At 60.8% G+C, this 23,253-nt stretch carries 18 protein-coding genes and 2 CRISPR repeat arrays; of the genes, 8 read left to right on the top strand and 10 right to left on the bottom strand.

The genetic code is table 11. The features are described from left to right. Positions 1 to 38: 38 nt before the first annotated feature. From VQ071_RS25990 to VQ071_RS25970, 5 genes are all read right to left on the bottom strand, one after another. Positions 39 to 869 (bottom strand): carbohydrate ABC transporter permease, encoded by an 831-nt coding sequence (locus VQ071_RS25990; protein ID WP_340517321.1) that lies wholly within the window; start codon positions 867 to 869, stop codon positions 39 to 41. 15 nt (positions 870 to 884) lie between these two features. Beyond that, positions 885 to 2,285 carry a carbohydrate ABC transporter permease gene (locus tag VQ071_RS25985; protein ID WP_340517319.1) on the bottom strand — a complete coding sequence of 467 codons (1,401 nt, stop codon included), beginning with the start codon at positions 2,283 to 2,285 and terminating at the stop codon, positions 885 to 887. A gap of 579 nt (positions 2,286 to 2,864) precedes the next feature. Beyond that, positions 2,865 to 5,015: a CBM96 family carbohydrate-binding protein gene (locus VQ071_RS25980; RefSeq protein WP_340517317.1), complete on the bottom strand. Its 2,151-nt coding sequence runs from the start codon at positions 5,013 to 5,015 to the stop codon at positions 2,865 to 2,867. A gap of 223 nt (positions 5,016 to 5,238) precedes the next feature. Continuing rightward, positions 5,239 to 7,551 carry an alginate lyase family protein gene (locus tag VQ071_RS25975; RefSeq protein ID WP_340517315.1) on the bottom strand — a complete coding sequence of 771 codons (2,313 nt, stop codon included), beginning with the start codon at positions 7,549 to 7,551 and terminating at the stop codon, positions 5,239 to 5,241. Positions 7,552 to 7,856: 305 nt separating this feature from the next. Further along, positions 7,857 to 8,681 carry an AraC family transcriptional regulator gene (locus VQ071_RS25970; RefSeq protein WP_340517313.1) on the bottom strand — a complete coding sequence of 275 codons (825 nt, stop codon included), beginning with the start codon at positions 8,679 to 8,681 and terminating at the stop codon, positions 7,857 to 7,859. A 118-nt stretch (positions 8,682 to 8,799) separates the two neighbouring features. Here VQ071_RS25970 and VQ071_RS25965 point away from each other — a divergent pair, with 118 nt between their 5' ends. Then, positions 8,800 to 11,955, top strand: a complete 3,156-nt coding sequence (locus VQ071_RS25965) for a glycoside hydrolase family 2 TIM barrel-domain containing protein (protein WP_340517311.1) — start codon at positions 8,800 to 8,802, stop codon at positions 11,953 to 11,955. A 117-nt stretch (positions 11,956 to 12,072) separates the two neighbouring features. Next, positions 12,073 to 12,516: a hypothetical protein gene (locus VQ071_RS25960; protein WP_340517309.1), complete on the top strand. Its 444-nt coding sequence runs from the start codon at positions 12,073 to 12,075 to the stop codon at positions 12,514 to 12,516. Between the two features lie 54 nt (positions 12,517 to 12,570). Here VQ071_RS25960 and VQ071_RS25955 read toward each other — a convergent pair whose 3' ends face one another. Beyond that, positions 12,571 to 13,218: a class F sortase gene (locus VQ071_RS25955; protein WP_340517307.1), complete on the bottom strand. Its 648-nt coding sequence runs from the start codon at positions 13,216 to 13,218 to the stop codon at positions 12,571 to 12,573. A gap of 48 nt (positions 13,219 to 13,266) precedes the next feature. Next, on the bottom strand, positions 13,267 to 13,521 hold the full coding sequence (locus tag VQ071_RS25950; protein WP_340517305.1) for a hypothetical protein: 255 nt from the start codon (positions 13,519 to 13,521) through the stop codon (positions 13,267 to 13,269). Between the two features lie 158 nt (positions 13,522 to 13,679). Here VQ071_RS25950 and VQ071_RS25945 point away from each other — a divergent pair, with 158 nt between their 5' ends. Then, complete coding sequence (locus VQ071_RS25945) at positions 13,680 to 14,147, top strand: YhcN/YlaJ family sporulation lipoprotein (RefSeq protein WP_340517303.1); 468 nt, start codon at positions 13,680 to 13,682, stop codon at positions 14,145 to 14,147. An 83-nt stretch (positions 14,148 to 14,230) separates the two neighbouring features. Here the strand turns inward: VQ071_RS25945 and VQ071_RS25940 are convergent, their stop codons facing one another. Both VQ071_RS25940 and VQ071_RS25935 read right to left on the bottom strand, forming a co-directional pair. Then, entirely contained in the window at positions 14,231 to 14,584 is a 354-nt protein-coding gene (locus tag VQ071_RS25940) for a metal-sensitive transcriptional regulator (protein ID WP_340517301.1), read from the bottom strand. A gap of 62 nt (positions 14,585 to 14,646) precedes the next feature. Continuing rightward, positions 14,647 to 16,689 carry an EAL domain-containing protein gene (locus tag VQ071_RS25935; RefSeq protein ID WP_340517300.1) on the bottom strand — a complete coding sequence of 681 codons (2,043 nt, stop codon included), beginning with the start codon at positions 16,687 to 16,689 and terminating at the stop codon, positions 14,647 to 14,649. Between the two features lie 143 nt (positions 16,690 to 16,832). Here VQ071_RS25935 and VQ071_RS25930 point away from each other — a divergent pair, with 143 nt between their 5' ends. The 4 genes from VQ071_RS25930 to VQ071_RS29365 all read left to right on the top strand — a co-directional run bounded on the left by VQ071_RS25930 (position 16,833) and on the right by VQ071_RS29365 (position 19,993). Continuing rightward, entirely contained in the window at positions 16,833 to 17,207 is a 375-nt protein-coding gene (locus VQ071_RS25930) for a helix-turn-helix domain-containing protein (RefSeq protein ID WP_340517298.1), read from the top strand. Between the two features lie 23 nt (positions 17,208 to 17,230). Next, positions 17,231 to 17,911, top strand: coding sequence for a GAF domain-containing protein (locus tag VQ071_RS25925; RefSeq protein ID WP_340517296.1), 681 nt, complete (start codon positions 17,231 to 17,233; stop codon positions 17,909 to 17,911). 340 nt (positions 17,912 to 18,251) lie between these two features. Then, positions 18,252 to 19,279: a CRISPR direct-repeat array (repeat unit 32 nt; unit sequence GTCGCTCCCCGCGCGGGAGCGTGGATTGAAAC). A gap of 2 nt (positions 19,280 to 19,281) precedes the next feature. Next, entirely contained in the window at positions 19,282 to 19,518 is a 237-nt protein-coding gene (locus VQ071_RS25920; RefSeq protein WP_340517295.1) for a sensor histidine kinase, read from the top strand. Continuing rightward, on the top strand, positions 19,460 to 19,993 hold the full coding sequence (locus tag VQ071_RS29365; RefSeq protein ID WP_445293341.1) for a sensor histidine kinase: 534 nt from the start codon (positions 19,460 to 19,462) through the stop codon (positions 19,991 to 19,993). The genes VQ071_RS25920 and VQ071_RS29365 overlap by 59 nt, the downstream gene beginning before the upstream one ends. 183 nt (positions 19,994 to 20,176) lie before the next feature. Here the strand turns inward: VQ071_RS29365 and VQ071_RS25915 are convergent, their stop codons facing one another. After that, a complete protein-coding gene (locus VQ071_RS25915) occupies positions 20,177 to 21,475 on the bottom strand; it encodes an alpha-glucosidase/alpha-galactosidase (protein ID WP_340517293.1) in 1,299 nt (432 codons plus the stop codon). Positions 21,476 to 21,613: 138 nt separating this feature from the next. Between VQ071_RS25915 and VQ071_RS25910 the strand changes: the two genes are divergently transcribed. Continuing rightward, a complete protein-coding gene (locus VQ071_RS25910) occupies positions 21,614 to 22,468 on the top strand; it encodes a helix-turn-helix transcriptional regulator (protein WP_340517292.1) in 855 nt (284 codons plus the stop codon). Positions 22,469 to 22,740: 272 nt separating this feature from the next. Beyond that, positions 22,741 to 23,108: direct repeats of the CRISPR family, unit length 32 nt; unit sequence GTCGCTCCCCGTGCGGGAGCGTGGATTGAAAC. Positions 23,109 to 23,253 lie beyond the last annotated feature (145 nt).

Below are 23,253 nucleotides of genomic sequence, written 5' to 3'. Positions count from 1 at the left end.
GGTGTGCAGTATCTTGATCTCTATGTGCACTATTATGGTTATCCTTTGACGCCGCCGCCCGCGATGCCGTTGATGACCTGCTTCTGCAGCACGACGAACAGCAGGATGAGCGGGATGATCGCGGATACGGCCGCCATCATCATGACGGCGTAGCTGCTCGCGTACTCGGCGTTGAACGACTGGATGCCGAGCGGGATCGTGAACAGCTTCGGGCTGCGCAGGAAGATGAGCGGTCCCTGGTAGTCGTTCCACGTCCACAGGAACTTGAGGATGCCTACGGTCGCGACGATGGGTCTGGCCATCGGCAGCACGATCTGCCAGTAGGTGCGCAGGTAGCCGGCGCCGTCGATCCTGGCCGCCTCGAGGAATTCCGTATGGATGCTGAGCATGAACTGCCGCATGAGGAACGTCAGCGTGATCGTGAACGCCCCCATCAGGATGAGCGCGACATGCGTGTCGTACAAGTGTAGCCATCTTATCATAATAAAGCGCGGCACGAGCGTCGACTCGTTCGGGATGAGGAAGAAGCAAAGCAGCAGGATGAACAGCTGGTTCTTGAAAGGGAAGTTCAGCTTGGCGAACGAGAATCCCGCCATCGACGAGAACAGCAGCGTGAGCAGCGTCTCGATGACGGCCAGCTTCAGCGAGTTGTAGTAGTTGAGGTCGAACGGAATCGTTCCCATCCATACCGTCTTGAAGTTCGCGATCAGGTTCCAATGCTCGGGAATCCACCGGATCGGGAACGACATGACGTCCTTCTCGACCTTGGAGGCCGCGGACAGCATCCAGAGCAGCGGCGTCAGGAACGCGACCGACAGCAGCGCCATTACTGCCGTGACGATGATTTTGGACCATCTCTTCGATTGCATACGAATACCTCCCTTCTAAAATTGTTTTCTCTGCGCTCTCCATGTAATCAGGGTAATCACGGCGATGATCAGGAACAGCGCCCAGGACAACGCGGAGGCGTAGCCCATGCGGAAGTTGCGGAAGCCTTCCTCGTAGATGTAGTAAACGAGCACATTGGTGCTGTTGTTCGGCCCGCCCTCGGTCAGGAAGGCGATCAGGTCGAACACCTTGAAGGAAGCGACGATGGCGGTAATGCTGAGGAAAAACGTCGTCGGTCCGAGCAGCGGGAACGTAATCTTCGTGAAGCGCTGCATCCAGGTGGCGCCGTCGATCTCAGCCGCCTCGTACAGATCGTCCGGGATATTGGTGAGCCCCGCCATGTAGACGACGATGTTGTAGCCGATCGCCTGCCAGACGGCGACGATGATGATCGCCCACATCGCCGTATTCGTGCTCCCCAGCCATCTGGGCGGATCGGAGATGCCGAGTGTCATGAGCAGATGGTTGACCGGCCCCTTGGACGGGTGGAAAAGTGCCGAGAAGATCGCGGCGACCGCCACCGTCGTCGCGATGTACGGGATGAAGAAGACGACCTTGAAGTAATCCTTGATGAAGACGCTCGAGTTGATCACGACCGCGAACAGAAATCCAAGCCCCATGCTGGCCGGCACGGTCACGGCCGTATAGAGCAGGTTGTTGCGCAGCGAATGGTAGAACTTGTCGTCATGGAGCAGGTCCGCGTAGTTGTCGAGGCCGATGAAGTGAATCGCCTTCAGGCCGCCGACCAGGTTCCACTCCGTGAAGCTCAGGTACAGCGAGAACAGCAGCGGGAATACGCCCAGCAGGATGATGCCCAGAAACTCCGGCGCGACGAACAGCAGCCCGACGGCCGCTTCCCGGCGGCGGTTCGTCCAGTAGGCGCGGCGGCCTGCGCCGGGCGGGGTGGCGGGCGGGGTGGCGGGCGCGGCGCCGGCGCGGGTGGCCGTGGGCCCGGCGGGAGCGGCGGCTGGCGAGCCGGTGGGGCCTGCGGCGGCGTGGGCGGCCGGCGAGCCGGTGGGGCCTGCGGCGGCGTGGGCGGCCAGCGAGCCGGTGGGGCCTGCGGCGGCGTGGGCGGCCAGCGAGCCGGTGGGGCCTGCGGCGGCATGGGCGGCCGGCGAGCCGGTGGGGCCTGCGGCGGCGTGGGCGGCCAGCGAGCCGGTGGGGCCTGCGGCGGCATGGGCGGCCGGCGAGCCGGTGGGGCCTGCGGCGGCGTGGGCGGCCGGCGAGCCGGTGGGGCCTGCGGCGGCGTGGGCGGCCGGCGCTGCGCCTGGTCCTCCTGCGGCTGGCAAGGCGGCGGAACCTGCGGCGGCGGCGCTACCGATGGGTGAGCCCGTGTGGCCGGCAGCCGGTGCCGGATTCGCCCCCCCGTTAGTGGCGATCGATTTTATCGGTTCCATGGTTTGGTCACCTCATGTCTTTTTGTCCTCCCCAGTATAAAATCCGGGCAGGCGGCCAGATACGGACGAATTCAACCGTTATGTGCACTTTCTTTACCTGCCGGCCTGGAGGTGACGTTCTGCCCGCGACGGGGCTGTGCAGAGGCCTCTAGCGGAACTTTTTTCCGCTATGCGGCAGTATGGTGGTTACTTGGCAACCCATAGCGGAACCTTTTTCCGCTATGCGCCCAAAAGTAGGTTACTTAGCGGCCCATAACGGAACTTTTTTCCGCTATGCGCCCAAGAGTAGGTTACTTAGCGGCCCATAACGGAACTTTTTTCCGCTATGCGGCCAAGAGGAGGTTACTTGGCGGCCCTTAGCGGTACTTTTTTCCGCTATGCGGCCATGAGGAGGTTACTTGGCGGCCCTTAGCGGTACTTTTTTCCGCTATGCGGCCAAGAGGAGGTTACTTGGCGGCCTATAGCGGTACTTTTTTCCGCTATGTGGCCATGAGGAGGTTAGCGGACTCGGGCTGCCGTGCGACAAAAAGCCTCCCGTTGCCGGGAGGCTCTGGCGTGTCGATGGGCCGTGCAGTGCGCTTACGAGATGACCAGCAGCGGCCGGTTGGCGGCCGTGGATGCCTCGCGCGAGCTGGATTGCACGTCGCCCTTACTGCTGGCTGCGCCTTCGTTGACGAGCAGCAGCGAGATTTGCTTGTCGTCCATATTGGCGTTCACGAGCGCGGTCACGTCGATCTCGATCCAGACGCCGGACGCATTGCCGATGTTGACGGATGGGCCCGCCGTCACCGTCGCCGGCGCATTGTTCCAGGTGAGGCCCGTCTCGGTCCACGTCTCGCCGGTGCTGTACACCTTCAGCGTACGGAGCGCGTCCGTGTTGACGCCGCTGACGTACAGGCGCAGCTTGGCCGAGGCCGCGGTCGAGCCGGCGAACGAGGAGAAGCTGAACTTGAGGTACGTCTTGCGGGCATAGCCGGACGCGTCGGACTTGACCATCAGATCGGTCGCGGTGCCGTAGTTGGTCCCGGCATAGGAGCCGTCCCGCACGAACGCGTCCGCCGACGGCGCGTATTCGGTGCCCGAGCCGACGGCGCCGGTCTTCTCGTGCGCGCCGATGTCGGGCGTGCCGTTGTACAACGGATTGCCCCAGAAGTCCTGGCCGCCGTTGCCGGAGACGGCGAGGCCGTGGTTGATGAGCGGCGAACCGGCGCTTAGCTGATACCCGGTCAGCGTACCGAGTCCTATGCCGCCGCTGCCTGCATTCGCGAAGCCCGGATTGGCCGTTACCTTGGCCGAATCCGCAGGTTCGCTCGCCGGATGGGTGCCTCCCGCCTCATAAAAAACGTTGTTGCTGAACGTCGCCGCATCCGCCCAGTTGACCGTCCCCCAGTTGGTCGGCGTAGAGCTTTTATTATAGAACACGTTGTTGTACAGCTTGAGTCCGGCCCCCGCGGGGAACGCGTCGTCCGCCGTCATCTTGGCCTTGGCCCCGTCGTAGTAGTAGATGTTGTTGTAGAGGTAGGCGGGCGTCTTCTCCTTGGAGCTGACCCACTTGAGGAAGATGCCGTCGTTCTGGCTGATGTTGTAGCGGACCACGTCGCCCTCGTTGTTGCCCATCAGCAGCAGGAAGCCCTGCGGATTGTCGTGGCTGTAGTTGTACTGGAAGGTCGTATTCTTGAGGTACAGATCGAGGTCGTAGGCCATGCCGTCCTGGTTGCTCGCGGGGCCGCCGTACACTTCGTTGTATTGGAAAATGTTGTTCTGCGAGACGGTCGCCCAGATGCCGGCAATCGCGGATGTGACGTGGGTGCCGAAGCTGGTGAGGGTGTTGCGCTCGACGATGCCTGCATCCGTGCAGCGTACGACGATGCCGTCGCCGCCGATCTCGGACAGCGTGTTGTTCCCGACGTACACATTCGTATCCCAGTTGCCGTACTTCAGGACGGATGTCGTGCTGAAGGAATCGTCGCTCAAGTACAGGCTGTGATCGGTGAGGCGAATGCCGGAGCGGTCGACCTTGCGGACGGTGTTGTTCTCGATGCGGATGTCGTTGAAATGTGCGCTCGTCGCCGTCGTCTTGTTGTAGGTGCCGACGATCATGCCGATGATGCCGCCGTTCGCCTTGGCGCTCGGGTTGTTGTAGCCGTCCACGTCATGCACGTCGACACCGCGGATGTAGATGTGATTGTAGACGCGGTCGCTCGCATTGGCGTCGATGGCGAAGAACACGCCGGCGCGCAGCGCGGTGGAGCTGTTGTTGTCGGTGGCGAGATTCTCGTCGTTGCTCACGTCGAGGTTGTTGATCTCCCAGTATTCCTGATTCTTCAGAAATACGGTGCCGCTGTTGTACGTCGTCGTCGCGCCCGATACGGTCTGCGTGAAGCTCGAGCCGCCGCCGTTGATCGCGGGCTTGGCGCCCGTGCCGTAGCGGTCGATGACGATCGGATTGCCCGAGGCGCCGGAGCCTTTGGGCCATAGCTGTCCCGTCCAGGAGCTGCCCGACTTGAACAGAATTTTGTCGCCCGGCGCGAACGTCGTGGCGTTGACCTTGGCGAGCGTCTGCCAGGCGGCGGACGACGATTGGCCGCTGTTGCCGTCGCTGCCGCCGGACGCGTCGACGTAGTATGTCGTGCCGGCTGCGCTCGCCGTCCCGACGGGCGATACGGCAGCCGTTGCGACCGGCGCGGCGAGCAGTGCGGTGGCCAGGACAAGCTTCAGACTTTTTCTCATTAATTCTCCTCCTTTGATATGGACTTGCATCGAGCAGGTACGCCCATATCGTAACCGCTTTCAAATGCGAGCGGCGTATACTTCCTTTACATTTGTGTGCAGTATTTTGGCTGTTACGTGCGTGGAGGAAGTGGGGCCGCTTACTGTTGATCTACGTGCACGCTTCGGCTCCCGGGCCCCCACGCACCCGCCCACTGTTGATCTACGTGCACACTTGGGTCCCCTATTTGACCGTCACAACCTCTACGCCCGCTGCATCCCGCTTGATCAGCACGACTTCTCCGAACACCTGTACGTCGTCGACGACATACGACTCGTGATGGAGCATCGGCCGCTTGTGGCAGATGAGGACGTCGTACACGTCTCCCGAATCCGGCAGTGTGATCCGGCATGCCTCGGCGGTGTCGCGACCGACCTCCTCGCCGAGATAGGTGTGCACCGGAATCGCCTCGACCACGGGCAGCGCCGCCTCGCCCGGACAGAGCGGATAGAGCACCTGCACGATCGAAGCGAAGCCGGAGGCCTGCATGCGACAGGTGGCGGCATAGTTGTCCGCGCTCTGATTGTACACAGGCGCGATCCGCTCCGCCTCGATCGCCACCGTCAGCTCCTCCGGACGCACCGGGACGATCGCGAGATTCGCCGCACTCTCGTTCAATGTCCGGACGACGCCTCCCGCCTGCTCGACCTGCACTTCTCCCGGCGGGAAGTGGAAATGCTGCGCGTACGCATGCGCCCCCGCCGCTCTGAAGCTGTCGCACAGCACCCAGAAGCCCGGCTTGACGAATAGGATTCGGCGCAGCGGCACGACCGGGTCGGGCAGATGCAGATAGCCGTCGTGGCTGCCCTCCACGTAATCGAACGCCGCCTCCGACAGCCACTGGACGCCGGCAGGACGCGCCATGCGTCCGAAGCTCCAGGTGCCCAGACATTCGGTGAAATCGATGCCGTCCACCGTCGTCGTATTGTGGCTCGCGCAGCGCTTCAGCACGAGGCGCAGCGCGTCGCCCTCGCTGTAATTGTGCCGCCCGAGATCGGTGAGCAGATCCCGGCCGTAGGCATGGACATCGAAGTGCAGCAGGTCCGCATGCCCGTGGCCGCCGCCGATCGGCGCACAGTGGAAAAACAAGTATGCTGCGTCCGCATCCCACGATGAGCGCATCACAAAGTTGCCGGACGCTGCAAAGGCATGCGAAACCTCAGGCGGCCGCGCAGCTTCCAGCGCCTCATATGCGGCGATGCCCGCCGTGCCGAAGCTCCAGGCGCTGTCATAATCGATGCACGCGTAGCCGCCCGACTTCAGACAGCCGTCCCCGAGCAGCCCGGCTGCATACGTCACGATATCCCGCATGTCCGTGTCGTCGCTGTCGCCCAGCATCGGCTGACGCCCGTTCGGCTTCGCCACATACAGATCGGCGTAGGCCATGCGCCGCGCCGTCTCGACGATCGCGGGGTCGAGCGCCGTCCCGCTACGCTGTGCCAGCAGCAGCACGTCGAGCAGGCCGTGCAGCACCTCATTGTGATACATCGGCGACTGCTCCCAGTGCCAGCCGTCGCGGCTCACCTGCAGCCGCGCCATCTCCTTCAGCCGTGCGAGCGATTGGCTGCGCCACTGCGCGGCGGACGGGAACCCGTCCAGGAAGAGGGACAACGCAAACAAGCCCTGGTTCTCCAGCACGCCCCAATTGCTGATGCTGCGCCAGCCGCCGGGCTGCTCGGCCAGGCAGCGGGCGTGCGCGCAGAGCGATGCCAGCATGCTGCCCAGCAGCTCCGGCGTCATGGACGGGCTGCGCCTGAAGTAAGCGAACGCCTTGATCCAGTTCGCCGCCCGCAGCCCCGCCTCGATGGACCGCCACGCCAGGCTCGGCTCGCCGGGCCGCCAAGGATTGGCTGCGATCCAATTCGCCAGCTGTTCGGCATACGTCCGCGCGTAGCGCTCGTCTCCCGTCAGCCAGTAGGCTTGACCGAGCGCGACCCAATAGCGGTGCCGGTTGAGCATGTACGCCCACTCCTCGTCGCCCGCCGGCACATGCTGCCAGTCGATCCGCTCCGGGAAGTCGACCGGCACATGCGACCGCTCCATATCCCAGCGGAACCGGAACGCGAACCGCCGCCCGGCCACTTCTCCGGCCGTCCGCAGCGCTTCCTCCAGCTCCTCGCCGCCGTGCCGGCGAATATAAGCGAGCAGCGCTTCGCGATCGCCCTCGCTCACATACAGCTCAGGCATGGCCGGGCCCGTGAAGCGATCGTGCAGCATCTGCAGCGCCGCATCCGCTCCGTCCAGCTCCCGCAGCATCCCGAGCGCCGCATCCGCTCCATCCAGCTCCTGCAGCATCCCGAGCGCCGCATCCGCTCCATCCAGCTCCCGCAGCATCCCGAGCGCCGTATCCGCCCCGTCCAGCTCCCGCAGCATCCCGAGCGCCGCATCCGCTCCGGCGTTCTCCCATAGCTCGGCGGCCCGCAGCCAAGCCGCGTCCGCGGCCTCGGCCGGGTCAGCCTTCGCGCCCCATCCAGCCTTGTCATGTTCCATCCTCATCGCCCGCCGCTCCTCGTCTTCGGCTCGCGCGGCGCATCCGCAATCGCTTGCTTCCACCTGCGCTGCACGCTCCTTGTCTGCGACAATCCTGCCGTTCCTCCAATCATAGCTGCCGGGCGCGGATCAGGCGAAGGGCAATTTAGACAAATGCGTGCACTTTTTTGACCACTTCGTCATCACCTCGCCGGCCCCTCATTAGTCCAGCGTCAGCCCCTCGTCAATCTCTCGCCGCTCCCCCGTCAGCCTCTCGTCAGCCCCTCGCCAATCCCTCACAAGCCCCCTGCCAGCCTCCCTCCAGCCCCCCGTCAATCCCCCGCGGGCAGGCCGTACAGCCTGCGGAACTGCTCGGGGCTGAACCCGGTCGCGCGCTTGAACACCGCGCCGAAATAGCTGGCGCTGTCGAAGCCGACCGCCCTCGCCACCTCATGCATCCGCAAGCCCTGCGCAGCGAACATCAGCTGCTTGGCCCGTCCCACGCGCTGCATGTTGACGTATTGAAGCGGCCGCATCGCCATCGTCTTCTTGAACAAGCGGCACAGATACTGCGGCGACATCGCCGCGGCATCCGCCAGCTCCCGCAGCGTGAGCGGCCGGTGCAGATGGTCCTCGATGTGCGCCAGGATCGGCTTCAGCCGGTTCATGTCCTGCCCGCCTCCCGCGCTCCGCGCGGCGCGGCCCAGCTCGAGCAGCAGCGCGTACATGAGATGCGACCGCTCCAGATTGGCCTCGTAGGAGAGAGAGTCGCCGCCGAGCATATCCCTGAACGGCCCGATCAGCTCCGTATCCCCGAGCCTGCCGCCGCCCGACGACTGCCAGCCCGCATACCGGAGCAGCGCGCTCGCTTCCCTGCCGTTGAACGCGACCCATGCCATCTCCCAGCGTCCGCCCGCCGACTTGTACACATGCCGCTCGCCGGGATACAGCACGCATACCTCGCCCGGCCCGACCCGGATCGTGCGGCCTTGCAGCGTATACTCGCCCGTGCCCCGAAGCGTCTGGTGAATCTGATAATCGGGGAAGCCGTCCTCCCGCGCCATCTCCGGCTGATGCTCCCAATAGCCGACCGAGGTGACGTAGACCGGCAGCAGGGAAGTCCGGTCGGGCTGCGCGAACAGCAGCTTGCTTTTCATCGCGATCACTCGTTTCATATTTTAATACCCGGAGGCAATATCCTTTTATATAACGACTCTATCACACCTATTATAATGTGAATATATTAACCAATACGTATCTGAAGGAGCGCTGCCCGTGCGTCACAAATTCGTCTATACGCCGCCCGCCAACGGCTACCCCGAATGGAACAATAACCCCGACGTCTTCCAGCTCAACCGGATGGAAGCGCATGCGCATATGATGGCTTATCCGTCCGTCGAAGCCGCGCTGAACGGCGATCCCGCCGCGTCCCCCTATTACCGCTCGCTGAACGGCACGTGGAAGTTCGCGCTGGCGGATACGCCTGAGCAGCGCGCGCGCGACTTTTACCGGATGGACTTCGACACGAGCGGCTGGGCGGACATGCCGGTGCCGTCGCATTGGCAGCTGCAGGGCTACGACTATCCGCAGTATACGAACGTCCGCTACCCGTGGTCCGAGCGCGAGCCGGAGCTCAAGCCCCCGTTCGCTCCCACTGCCTACAACCCGGTCGGTTCCTACGTCCGCACGTTCGAGGTGCCCGCGGCGTGGGCGGGACAGCCGGTATTCATCAGCTTCCAGGGCGTCGAGTCCGCCTTTTACGTATGGGTCAACGGCGAGCTGGCCGGGTACAGCGAGGATACGTTTACGCCGGCGGAGTTCGACCTCACGCCCTGTCTGATCGATGGAGAAAACAAGCTTGCCGTCGAGGTGTACCGCTGGTGCGACGCGAGCTGGCTGGAGGATCAGGACTTCTGGCGGCTCTCCGGCATCTTCCGCGACGTGTATCTGTACTCGGCACCCGCGCTGCGAATCTCCGACTTCTTCGCGAAGCCGACGCTCGACGCGGATTATCGCGACGCCGTGCTGGACGTGGACGTCAAGCTGGACAACTACTTCGGCGGACGCTGTGCCGCCGGTCGGCTGGACATGCAGCTGTACGACGGGGACGGACGCGCGGTATGGGACACGGCGCCTTCGACCGCGGTCGTTTCGTCCGCCGAGGGCGAGCTGGCGCTGACGCTGTCCGCCGACGTCGCCGCCCCGCGCAAATGGAGCGCCGAGACGCCCCGCCTTTACACGCTGGTATTGACGCTGTACGGCGACGACGGGGCGCTGCTGCATGCGACCGGATGCAGGATCGGCTTCCGCACGTTCGAGCTCAAGGACGGACTCATGAAGATCAACGGGCAGCGCATCGTCTTCAAGGGCGTCAACCGTCACGAGTTCTCCTGCGATACCGGCCGCGCGCTGGCCAAGGCGGACATGATCCGCGACATCCTGCTCATGAAGCGCCACAATATCAATGCCGTCCGCACGTCGCATTATCCGAATCAGCCCGTCTGGTACGAGCTGTGCGACGAATACGGTCTGTACGTCATCGACGAGACGAACCTCGAGACCCACGGCAGCTGGCGGTACGACCAGGAGGGCGTGGAGGAAGAGGGCAACGTGCCCGGCAGCAAGCCGCAGTGGCGGGACAATGTGCTCGACCGCGCCAACTCGATGTTCCAGCGGGACAAGAACCATCCGTCGATCGTCATCTGGTCGCTCGGCAACGAGTCGTTTGGGGGCGAGAACTTCATCGCCATGCACGACTTTTTGAAGGCCGCCGATCCGTCCCGACTCGTGCATTACGAGGGGATCTTTCACCATCGGGCTTACGAGGCGGCGTCGGATATCGAATCGACGATGTACGCCAAGCCCGCCGACCTGGAGCGCTACGTATACAATCGGGGGAAAAAACCGTACATTCTGTGCGAGTACAGCCATGCGATGGGCAACTCCTGCGGCGGCCTGCATCTGTACTGGGAGCTGTTCGACCGCCACGACATTCTGCAGGGCGCGTTCATCTGGGATTGGGTGGATCAGGCGATCCGCACGCGCACGCCCGACGGGACCGAGTATATGGCCTACGGCGGCGACTTCGGCGAGTCTCCTCACGACGGCAACTTCAGCGGCAACGGCCTGATCTTCGCGGACCGGACGGAGAGCCCCAAGCTGTACGAGGTCAAAAAGTGCTATCAGAACGCGTCCTGGCAGGCGGTAGACCTGATGGAAGGCCGCTTCGTCGTGCGCAACAAGCATCTGTTCACCGATCTGTCCGCCTACGAGCTGCGATGGGAGATCGCGCTGGACGGCGTGCCGGCCGGAGAAGGGGCGGCATCCGGTGAAAAGCCCCTGCACGGCACGCTGGCTCTGGCCGCTGCGCCCGGCGAGAGCGCCGAGCTCGCAGTGCCGTACGACTGGGCTTCGCTGCCGGACGACCGGGAGGCGACGCTGCTGCTGGCGCTCGTGCTCAAGTCGGATACGGCTTGGGCCGGCCGAGGGCACGAGGTCGCTTGGGAGCAATTCGTAATCAAGGCCCGGACCGCACTGCCCGTGGAAGCCTCGGACGCGCAGGCGCCGGTCGCCGCCGAATCGGCGGATGCGCTGGCGGTATCGGGCGAGCGCTTCGCCTTGCGGTTCAGCCGAGCGACCGGGGAGCTGGTCTCCTACGCGGTCGATGGCCGCGAGCTGCTGATCGCGCCGCTGCACCCGTACTTCTGGCGGCCCGAGACCGACAACGACCGGGGCAACAAGATGACCGAGCGCTGCGCGATCTGGCGCGAGGCGGGCAGCCGCCTGCAGCTCGTGGGCCTGGATAGCCGCACGAGCGACAGGCAGGTCACCGTGATCGCAGCATACCGTCTGTCGGACGATCCGTCGACTGCGCTTACGCTGCACTATGCGATCGGAGCGGACGGCACCGTCGAGGTGACTCAGGAGCTCCGTCCGGGCGGCGACACGCTGCCCGAGCTGCCGGCATTCGGCGTGATGCTCGAGCTGGACGGCGGGCTGGATGCGCTCTCCTGGTACGGCCGCGGTCCGCACGAGAGCTATTGGGACCGCCGGACGGGCGCGCGTCTCGGCCGCTTCGCAGGCAAGGTCGCCGATCAGTTCGTCCCGTATCTGCGGCCGCAGGAGTGCGGCAACAAGACCGATGTGCGCCATGCCGAACTGACCGGCGCCGACGGGCTCGGCCTGCGATTCACGAGCGCCATGCCGTTTGAGCTGAGCGCGCTGCCCTGGACGCCCGTCGAGCTCGAAGCGAGCGACCATCCGTACAAGCTGCCGCAGAGCCGCGGCACCATCGTGCGTGTAAACTACCGCCAGATGGGCGTCGGCGGCGACGACAGCTGGGGCGCGCGCACGCACGAAGCGTACACGCTGCCCGCGAATCGGCCTTATTCGTTCAAGTTTGCATTCGGGCCTCTCGATCCGACGCAATAAACCGATATAGATGGACAGAGCCGCCGGCGGCTGCCGACGGCTCTGTTTATTTATATCGCACCTGCATGTGGTATAATTTACATATAATTCTGGCATCCATAGAAAAGGGGCTGTCGCATGCTGCGCAATTCGCTTCGCTCGTTCGCCATTCATGCGCTAGTGCTCGCGGCGAGCGGCTTTTTGTATTCGGGCTGCCGCGGCCCGATTAGCTACGCGATCGTGCTGCTGCTGGCGCTGGCAGGCTATGCGGCGCTCGCATTCGTGTACCTGAAGCCCCTTCGTTCAGCAACGCTCAACCTGTTGTCCGTCATTCCGGTAAGCCTGGTCGGCGGACTGATGGGCGCCTGGCTGTGGTATCATCCGGGCAGAATGGGCTTTCATTGGCTTTATTTTATGGCCTACAACCTTCAAGGCATCGCAATCACTGAGATATTTCGATTCGAATACGATCCCGAACGCATCTACTGGACCTTTATTTTTCCGTTCCCCTTTCTCTGGCTCGGCCTTCAGGCGAAGGCAAGGCGACAGATGCGGCAAGCTTCGGCATCCGTACACAAATGAAGTCCGCCCTGCCGTCGGTGCCGTCAGTGCCGTCGCTGCTGTCTGATGCTGTCTTTATGCGCCTGCGCGTTTCGTATACACGACTAGACGCTCTTGGTGCTCTTTCATTTTCCTGCTGTATTTGCCTGTGCAGGTAATTAAGTTAAGCCTCGGTTCGTCAGATGGTCCGAATATTCTTTGCACAGGGGCATTCTCCGTTTTGTAGACGCCAATCGCCTCGACCCTGAATTCAATCGCGGTTCCTTTTGCATCCTTCACATAGACCGAATCTCCCGGCTTCAGCTTTTTAAGATGATAGAACACGGCTGGCCCGGTATAGCTGTCCACATGACCGTCCATCACCGCGTTCCCTTTTGCGCCGGGAAGCGTGCCGTCTTCCAGATACCCGATTGTTTCCGTGCTTTTCGGAACCTCCATACTTCCTTGAAGCGATACGTGAACCGGCTCGATATCGGCATGAAGATCGATCGCCGGGATGTACATTCGGACTGGCTGTATGCCTCTCCAATTCGTCGCTTGGGGAGCGAACCGCGTTGGATTCGATTTCTTGTTTTCCGTTATGTCTAGCGCCTTATCGTGCGATTGCGGCGCGGGTTTCTCAGGTTTTGTGCGAATGTCGTTCTGACTGGAGCAAGAAACTACAATTAAAGCGCTCATCATGAGGACGATACATTTCAGGAGATATTTCATCTGGTTGGTCAACAGCCGAAGGAGCCGCCCACAAGCGCTCTCCTCCGGCTATCTCCTTTGCTATTCGGTTTGCTCGCTGGCACCGCCGAAGCCCGTTTTCGGAAGCTTCGTTACATCTTTCGCGCTCAGCTTTTTGTCGGTTTCCAGCATTTTCATTTTCCCGTTCGATTTGGCATGAAGCTTGTGTGCTTTTCCTGCATGTTTGTGGTGCATCGTCTCATGCTTTTTCTCGGTCATCGGCGCTGCAGCGGATGCAGCAGAGCTGGCGGAGATCAGCATACAAGCAGCGACAACGGCAACAGCGATTTTTTTCACGCGTGGCAAGCCTCCTGAATGTTTGGTTTATGGTCCGAGAGCTATCATCCCCCGTTTGCGGGATTTAGGAACGAACAAGTTGATGTCAATGCATCCAGATTACTGAAGCGAATAATAAGCAAGCAGGAGAGGAAAATTAATGTCGGAGGTGATCAATTATGAAAAAAACAATGCTGCTGGCGGGTGCTCTGGTACTCGCGATCGGATTGTCGGGATGCGGCGCTTCATCCAACGGCGTTAAGACCAAGTCGAAGGAGCAGCACATGATTCACGACTCGGCCACGCAGGATATGCGGAAGGCCGATGAATTGTCCGCCAAAATCGCACGCATTCAAGGCGTAGACAAAGCGACTGTATTGGTGAACAATCATGAAGCGGTCGTCGGACTCGACGTCAAGTCAGGCCCCCAGTCCGCACTTGTCGCACAGGAGGCCCAACAAGCCGCCGAGCGGGCGCTGCCCGGACACCGCATACACGTGACGACGGACCGGAACCTGCACACCCGGATTCAGCAAATTCACGGTCAGATGAAGCCATTGGACGGACATCCCGTCCGCAACTTCTCTGAAGACGTGGCTGCGATCATCCGGGACGTCGGCCGCACGGCGACTGCGCCATTCCGATGAATGGAACCCGGCCCCGTACAAATAGAAAAAGCAGCGGACTCGCCGACAATCGCGACCCGCTGCTTTTGCTTTTTTATGGCCTTTTACTTGATCAGCTTGTTCATCGTCGTCATCAGCTCGGCCAACACATCCGTGTCGCCCTCCTGAATGCGTTCGACCACGCAGCTCTTGAGGTGATGCTCGAGCAGCAGCTTGCCGACGCCGTTCAGCGCCGACTGGACGGAGGCGATCTGATTCAGCACATCGTCACAGTAGGTATCCCGCTCGATCAGGCCCTTGATGCCGCGCACCTGGCCTTCGATCCGGTTCAGCCGGCTGATCAGGCTGCTCTTGACCTTGTCGGAGTGGTGGCTTCTGCGGTCGGACCCGTCATGATGGCAAGATTCCGCTTCGTTCGGGACTTCGGCTGGAATAGGCGATTGAGATTCGGCATGCATAATCGTCGGCCTCCTTCTTATAGCTCGATTATACTCCCCCACCCTATGCTATGGCAACCGTATCATTCGGCAGGCTTCCATGAGTGTTCATCCTGGTCGTCCTCCCGCTTCCTCACCGTAATATCCCGTCCTACGCTGATAATGCGTTCGACACGGCCATCGCCCCCGAGCACCGGTGTACAGCCCGTCTCCACCCATACCCAGCCTCCGTCCCGATGCCTGAGCCTGAACGCTTCATGGCCGGCTTTCTTCTTTTCTACCACTTCGGAAAAGAAAGCAGCCGCGGCGTTATGATCGTCAGGATGAATGAGATCCGACAGCGTCTTGCCTTCAAGCGACTGCAATGCAAATCCTAAGAGCTGCTCGTGCGAAGGGGATGCATATTGCAGCTTGCCGTCCGTGTCGAACACCGATATTAAGTCCGTCGTATTCTCTGCGATCAGCCGGAATCTGGCATACATCTGCCGGAGCGCTTCCTCCGCTCGTTTGCGCTGCGTGATATCGATCGCCGAGCCGATGACCTCCACCACCCTGCCGCCTCTGCGGATCGGGCGCAGCGAGGAGAGATACCAGATCCCGTTGATTTCATCTTCGTACGTGACATTGTCGTTGCCGAGCCATGCCTTTCTGTAGAAGCTCTCGATTCGTTCAGCCGTGCGCGGGGGGAGGAAATCCCGCAGCTCCTTGCCGACAATATGCCCTGGCGTGAAGCCCATGCGGTAGAGCAGCTCGCCGTCGCACAGGGAATGAATGAACTTGCCGTGTTCTTCTCTGAACTTCATAATCTTGCCCTGCTGCTGACGCAGCGTCGTCTCCAGGTCATGCCGGGTTGCGCGCAGCTGCTCCTGTATCCACATCTGATCTGTCAGCGACGCGCTGAGGCCCAGGCTCTCGACGACGGACCCGATCCGACCGTATTCCTGCAGGAATTGATCTGCCGGCAGCGGTCTGCTGAACAGGTAGCCCTGGCCCTCGTCGCACAGATGCTGCTGCAGGAATATGAGATGCTCGGGCGTCTCGATGCCCTCGGCGATTACGTTCATATTTAAATGATGCGCCATCGATATGATGGTCTTGATGATCATGGCATCGCTCTCGTCCGTCGTGCAATCCCGGATGAACGATTGATCTATTTTTAACGTGTCGATCGGAAAGCGCTTCAGATAATTAAGAGAGCTGTAGCCGATGCCAAAGTCGTCGACGCTGATTTTCACACCCAGCTTCTTCAATTCATTCAATGTCGCGCTCGACCGCTCCACGTCCATCGTCATGCCTTCAGTGATCTCCAGCTCCAAGTACCGGGCATCCAGCCCCGTATCCGTCAACGCCGCGCTGACGGTATCGACGATGGACGACTGCTCGAACTGACGCGGTGACAGATTGACCGAGACCGTGAACGGCTCCATCCCGTTGTCCTGCCAGGCTTTAATCTGGGCGCAGGCCTGCCGGAGTACCCATTCGCCGATCGGGATGATCTGCCCGGTCTCCTCTGCAATCGGGATGAACTCGCCCGGAGATACGATCCCGAGCGTCGGATGCTGCCAGCGCAGCAGCGCCTCGACTCCCATAATCCGTCCCGTACGAATATGAAGCTGCGGCTGATAATATACAAGAAGCTGGTTCCGGTCGATCGCTTGGCCCAATTCCCTCACGAGAGGAGACGAACTGTCCGTCTGCCTGTCCTCCGTGCAGCTTGCGGCGAACTCCAGCCAGGCCGCCTCATCACGACGCGAGGGAATAGCGGTACTGTATAAACCGATCACCTTGCCCCCCGCATAGACCGGAACGAAAGAAATGCGCAGCATAACCTCTCTGCCATCGCGATGGATGAAGGCGGCCTCAAGATGCTGGGCGCGGCCCGTTCTCGCCTTCAGGAAGTAACCCGATATGCGCTTCAGATCCTTCTGCGAGACGATGCGTTCAAAACAGAGACTGGACATCTTCTCCGCAATGCTGCCGAAAAAAGCTTCGAATGCCTCATTGCATCCCAGCATCGCGCCGGTCCCGTTCATCCACCATGCAATATCGGAATGCTGCCCCAATAACAACCTTGCGCTCTGCTCAAATTGCCCTTCTTCGGCTGACAATGCCGAATATCGCTCCATCCCCGGTCACATCCATAATTGTTTTAGCTCAAGATGGGCCATATGATATAATAAAGGTAGGCAAAAGTATTCATTTCGAGTACTCGGTTTGTATTTTAAAGGATATTGGTCCTATTTTCAATGATTGTATGAGAAGGAGAATTATGACGAATCCATTCGGAAACCGCCTGAAGCTGCTCAGGAAAAAGCGGGGCTTCACCATGGAGCGGCTCGGCGCAGAGGTAGGCGTAGCCAAGACGACGATATCCGGGTACGAGAACGGCAATCGGGAGCCGCCGCTCGCCGTCATCTCCAGGCTGGCTCATGTCCTGCATACGACGTCCGACTATTTGCTCGGCTTGACGGATGTCGAGGAACAGCCGCTGTTGCAGGCCCCTGTAGAGATTCGTGCGGGAGCCGGCACGCTGCACTGGGACGGTTCCGAGCTGGACGAGCATGAGCTGGAGACGATCCGCGAATTCATCGAAGCGATCCTAATCAATAACAAACGCCGAACTGCAGAAGAACAGTCATCCTAAATAATTCGGAGAGATGTTTGGTTATGGAGCAAATCGTCACTTCCTTGAGAAAGTTCAAGGAGACCCGGGAGCTGAAAAAGCTGCTCGCCCGTCTCGATCCGTCGGGCAAGCATGAGAGCAACCTAGCTGTGCAGCTGCTGCAGCTCTACCAGGAAGAGCTGATCGGTCGCTCGGAATACCTCGCCCTCCGGGCGAAGATTGCGACGGGACACTATCTCAGCCGCTTGCGAAGCGACTGCCCCGAATTAAGGGGCGCGCTGTACTTGTACGATACGGACAAGCTGCGGATCTGGAACGCTTCGGTCTCCCATATGCCCGACGTATTCAATGAATACACGCAAGGCCTGGATGTGGGGCCGGATATCCCCGAGCAGTCGCCCGCCCCCGTCTATGCGACCCATATGCTAAAAATCGAAAACGTGCTCCGTTCGGACCATCCGATCGTGAGCAACCACTACGATATGTACAAGCGGGCAGCGATCCAATCGTTCGTCACGCTGCCGCTGGTCCACGGGAGCGAATCGATCGGCTATCAGTTCATCTCCGCCGAGCGTCCGCGCGAGTTCACGGCCCAAGAGCTATCGCGCTTCTCCGCCGCATCCGCCTACTTGATACGGGAACTCGCCGCCATCAAGCCTTATATGATCGATCAGTTCGAGCGAGCCGAACCCCAGGCGGCACACAAACACAAAAAACGGCCTTGAGTCCGGCGCTGACCGGATCTCAAGGCCTTTTGATTCTTACGATTACTTGCAGCCAGATTAGCGGAACTATTGAGAGAAAGGATATAAGCTATGGCGGCTGACTCCGTTGGAGAGTGAGACCCGAAAGCTCATTTACCGTGGGAAAGATGGTATTATAATCTATATCCGCTGTGCGCGCGAACCCCAAGCGAACATGAAAATCTCGGGAGGTTCGCGCAACACGCCACTGCTGGAATTGTATGCGTATGGAAGTCGAAGAAACGATAAACTACAATAAGTTAATCACGTTCGCGAAAAATCGCCCAAATCCCTTGCGCTGCAAGGCCGGTTTACGGGTGCAGTCGCTCCCCGCGCGGGAGCGTGGATTGAAACACCTTGGGTGGCCGAGGCTCTGCGCGATCCCCAGTCGCTCCCCGCGCGGGAGCGTGGATTGAAACCATATCCGAAGTCGGTTGCAGGTGCGCCTGATGTTGTCGCTCCCCGCGCGGGAGCGTGGATTGAAACGGCAGCATCTTAAGCAAGCACGAGGTGCCGTATAGTCGCTCCCCGCGCGGGAGCGTGGATTGAAACAACGACGGAGCATTCTCCACCGTTGTAAGACTCAGTCGCTCCCCGCGCGGGAGCGTGGATTGAAACGTAAATAGCAGGTACTCCAAGGCGGCTGTCGCCAGTCGCTCCCCGCGCGGGAGCGTGGATTGAAACCACTACGTATACCGCGGTGCCGGCGATAACGTCGTCGCTCCCCGCGCGGGAGCGTGGATTGAAACATCGCGTGATCGTATAGCTCCTCGACGGTTGTCGGGTCGCTCCCCGCGCGGGAGCGTGGATTGAAACGAGTTGCCGGAGCTGGATCGCAAGGCGACGCAGCGTGTCGCTCCCCGCGCGGGAGCGTGGATTGAAACAAGCATCTGCAGGCAAACGAAATCGACGAGGCACTGTCGCTCCCCGCGCGGGAGCGTGGATTGAAACTTGGCGACGTCCTCCGGGTCTTCTTTGCTGCCGAGTCGCTCCCCGCGCGGGAGCGTGGATTGAAACCATTTTGTACCCTCCCTCCTTATTCGATCGCTAACGTCGCTCCCCGCGCGGGAGCGTGGATTGAAACCCTTGGTTCTCGGCTGACTCGCGCGGTTGGTCCGTGTCGCTCCCCGCGCGGGAGCGTGGATTGAAACTTGCCGAAGCAGCATCTGAACGCATCGACTTTGCGTCGCTCCCCGCACGGGAGCGTGGATTGAAACGCAGTCATATGGGAAAAAGAACGAGTCAGGTTACGTCGCTCCCCGCGCGGGAGCGTGGATTGAAACCGCATTTCCTTCCGGCGCTCCGGTTGTGCCGCCCCGTCGCTCCCCACGTGGGAGCGTGGATAGAAACAAATGCGGCTCCGCGGTTGGCAGGTTCAGGAGGGGCTGGCGTGCATCCGCAACTATTTCGGTATCATCGACATCCGGATCAGGGGCTGCTTCCGGTTCGAATGGGATGTGGGTTCCGCTATCCTCGAATGCCGGGTGATTAAGTTCAATCAGCAGCCGATTGTGGAAAACGCCATCTACCATGGGCTCAAGCCGTGGCTGGAGGCGGACGTTCTGCTATCCGGGGTTCCTCAAGGATGAATTTTTACTTTTTGTCATCCAAAATAACGGCGCGGGGATGACGCCGAAGGAGCTGGCCGCTCTGCGCGACAGCCTGACTTCCGCCCGGGCGGCGCCGGAGGCCGGCGGCGACAACGGCATCGGCCTCGCCAATATCGATCGAAGGATTAAAATTTTGTACGGAGAACGCTACGGCCTGGTCATCACTAGCGCGCCGCACGAAGGGACCGCGGTGACGGTACGCGTCCCGACGCTGCCTGACGGGGGGGCTGCCGCTCCGCCGACCTCGCGGAGGCCCTGGCACGTGACGGATGAGCGCGTCAGATTGGTCGTAGCCGAGCTTGCGGATCGTCTCTTCAACCGGCCCCAATGCTGTTCAGCGCAGACGGCAAGGAGGCGATCTGGCTCAGTACATTGTCGGATACGTATCCCGTTCGATCAGCCCCCTGAGCTACGCATCTGGCCCTCAATTCGGTCCAGCTCGCCTCCTTCGTGATGGCAGGCTTCCGCCTTCTGCTGCGCTCCGACTTTCTCCCAAGTGGAACTCCTATTTCAGATGCAAGGGGAGCATATGAGGACACGGATTGCTTCTAGATGAGGCGTCCTCGAGGAGCGGGGACTGTATCGGATCAGCGCAAAGAGGCCCATGCACACGGCATGGACCACTTCTCTCAGCCAATCAGCGGAACTTCGGCAGCCAGTCGCCGTGCGCTTCGATCAGATCGTCGCACAGGGAGACGATGTCGTCCATCGACAGCTCAGCGGACGTGTGCGGGTCGAGCAATGCGGCGTGGTAAATATGGTCCTTCTTGCCCGTCATAGCGGCTTCGATCGTGAGCAGCTGCGTATTGATGTTGGTGCGGTTGAGCGCGGCCAACTGAGGCGGCAGATCCCCGACATACGTCGGCGACACGCCCGACGCATCGACGAGACACGGCACTTCGACGCAAGCTTCCTTCGGCAGGTTCGTGATCAGACCGGTGTTCATGACGTTGCCGCCGATCTTGAACGGCACATTCGTCTCCATCGCGTCGAAGATATACGAAGCATACTCGTGCGAACGCTCGTGCGAGAGGCTCGCATTGTTCACGATGCTGTCGCGCATCTCCTCCCAGCCCTTGATCTGGTTGACGCAGCGCCGCGGATACTCGTCCAGCGGGATGTTGAAGCGCTCGATCAGCTCCGGATAGTTTTTCTTAATAAAGTACGGGTGGTATTCCGCGTTGTGCTCGCTTGACTCCGTGACGTAGTAGCCGAACTTCAGCATCAGCTCGTAGCGCACCATATCGTGATGCTTCTCCTTCTGCTTCTCGGCCGCCAGGCGCTTGATCTCCGGATACAGATCGACGCCGTCCTTGGACACTTCGAGCAGCCACGCCATATGGTTAATGCCCGCGATACGGGACTTTACCCCCGTCTTGTCCATGCCGAGCCCGTCGAACAGATGATCGACGCACACCTGGACGCTGTGGCACAGACCGACCGTCTTCACGCCGCCATGGGTGTTCATGACGTTGGTCAGCACGGCCATCGGGTTCGTGTAATTCAGGAACCAGGCGTCCGGACATACCTCGCGAATGTCGCGTGCGAAGTCGAGCATGACCGGGATCGTGCGCAGATTGCGGAAAATGCCGCCGATACCCAGCGTGTCCGCGATCGTCTGGCGCAAGCCGTATTTCTTGGGCACCTCGAAGTCGGTGATCGTGCACGGGTCGTAGCCGCCGACCTGGATCGCGTTGACGACGTATTTGGCGCCGCGCAGCGCCTCCTTGCGGTCCGAATACGCGACGATGCGGCACTTGCTGCCGGACGACGCTTGAATATTGCGGAGCATGCTCTCGGATTCCTTGAGCCGCTCCGGATTGATATCGTACAATGCCAGCTCGAAGCCTTGGAGCGACGGTACGAGCATGCTATCACCCAGTACATTTTTGACAAATACCGTACTGCCCGCTCCGAGGAACGTAATCTTGGACATGAGGATGCAGCCTCCCTGATTCCCGGTAGTATTAAGCCTATCTGCGATCTATAATAAATAAAAAGCGCTTCCGGGCATATGGAACAATTCGTGCTTCTTATGGAATTATGTAGTCTGCTATGTGGAGGGTCACCGTTCATGTCTAATCCGTTCAGCCGCACGTCCGTGCACCCGAACCCGCGCGCCTCGGGCGCGCTGTCCGTACTGTTCGCCGGACATTCGCAGACCGAACCCGAGCACCGGATGGGGCCGCAGAAGCTGGATCATATCCTCATTCATACGATCGCAGAGGGGAAGGGCTGGTTCAAATGCCGGGACGTTCACTACGACCTGGAGCCGGGTGACAGCTTCGTCATCCTGCCCGGCGAGATGCATGCCTACCAGTCGGACAAAGCGCAGCCCTGGCGATACCGCTGGATCGCCTTCCGCGGGCCCGAAGCCGAACGCTGGCTGGCCGCGGCGGGAATCGACGCCTCGCATCCCATCGTGCGCGGAGGCGGAGAAGAAGCGCTGCGGGCGATTCGGGCCGTGAACGGCGCCTTCGCCAAGAAGGGCTGGACCGCCGACTGGGAGGCGGAGGGCTGGCTGCGCCTCGCGTTCGCGGCATGGGCCAGGGCGAACCGGCCGGGCGGTCCCGCGGCGGGCGCCGAGCGCCGGAGCGCGGCCGCCGTCGAGGCGGACCGCGCGGCGCGCTGGCTGCAGGCGCAGCAATCCTCACCCTCGGTCACCATCGCGCAGATGGCCGCCGAGCTCGGCTACCACCGCACGCACCTGACCAAGCTGTTCAAGCGTGAGACGGGCATGACGCCCGTCGCCTATCTGCAGCAACTGCGTATCGAGCGCGCCCGGTCGCTGCTCGCAGAGCCGCTGTCCGTCGAGGAAGTCGCCCTGTCCGTCGGCTACACCGACCCGCTCTACTTTTCCAAGTCGTTCAAGAAGCTGACGGGATATACGCCTTCGGCATATAGGCGGCTGGGGCGGGGTGGGGAATGAGGAATAAAGATATGAGCTATGGCGGATGACTCTACTAGGAGAACGATGTCAGCCGCCATAGCTCTTTCAACGAGGAAAACATGGTATTATAATCCTGTCTCCCTCTACGCGCGAACCCCAAGCGAACATGAAAATCCCGGGAGGTTCGCGCACCAAGCTACAAAAGGGATTAGGCGCGATTGGCTGTTGCAGACGCTAAATTACGCTGAGTTGAATCACGTTCGCGAAAAATCGCCCAGATCCCTTGTGCAGCAAGGCCGGTTATGGGTGCAGTCGCTCCCCGTGCGGGAGCGTGGATTGAAACATCTGGAGATCGAGAAGGGCAAGGACAAGCTTCTCAGTCGCTCCCCGTGCGGGAGCGTGGATTGAAACAATATGCTCCACATTACCGGATGCCGATCTGGTAGTCGCTCCCCGTGCGGGAGCGTGGATTGAAACGAATACTGTCTGCAAAACGTATCGGCGGTCGAGAGTCGCTCCCCGTGCGGGAGCGTGGATTGAAACTTACCCTACGAGTGGCAATGGCAGTTATGAATATCGTCGCTCCCCGTGCGGGAGCGTGGATTGAAACGCGGTCATCGGCGCCCTCACCGTCGTCCGCTACGTGAGTCGCTCCCCGTGCGGGAGCGTGGATTGAAACCATGCCGTATGGCTTTCCTGGAGTTGTCAAAAAAAGTGCAGTTTGAAAACACCCTCATACAGAAATCCCGTTACTAAGCAGCTTGTGATAGCATTCTTTCACGATAAATAGCTGGGGGCCATCCCCCTGGATTAGAAATGTAGAT

This window comes from Cohnella sp. 56 (assembly GCF_037963805.1).
Classification (GTDB): domain Bacteria; phylum Bacillota; class Bacilli; order Paenibacillales; family Paenibacillaceae; genus Cohnella.
Note: the sequence above shows the minus strand (reverse complement) of the source record. Positions and strands in the feature narration are given on the sequence as shown.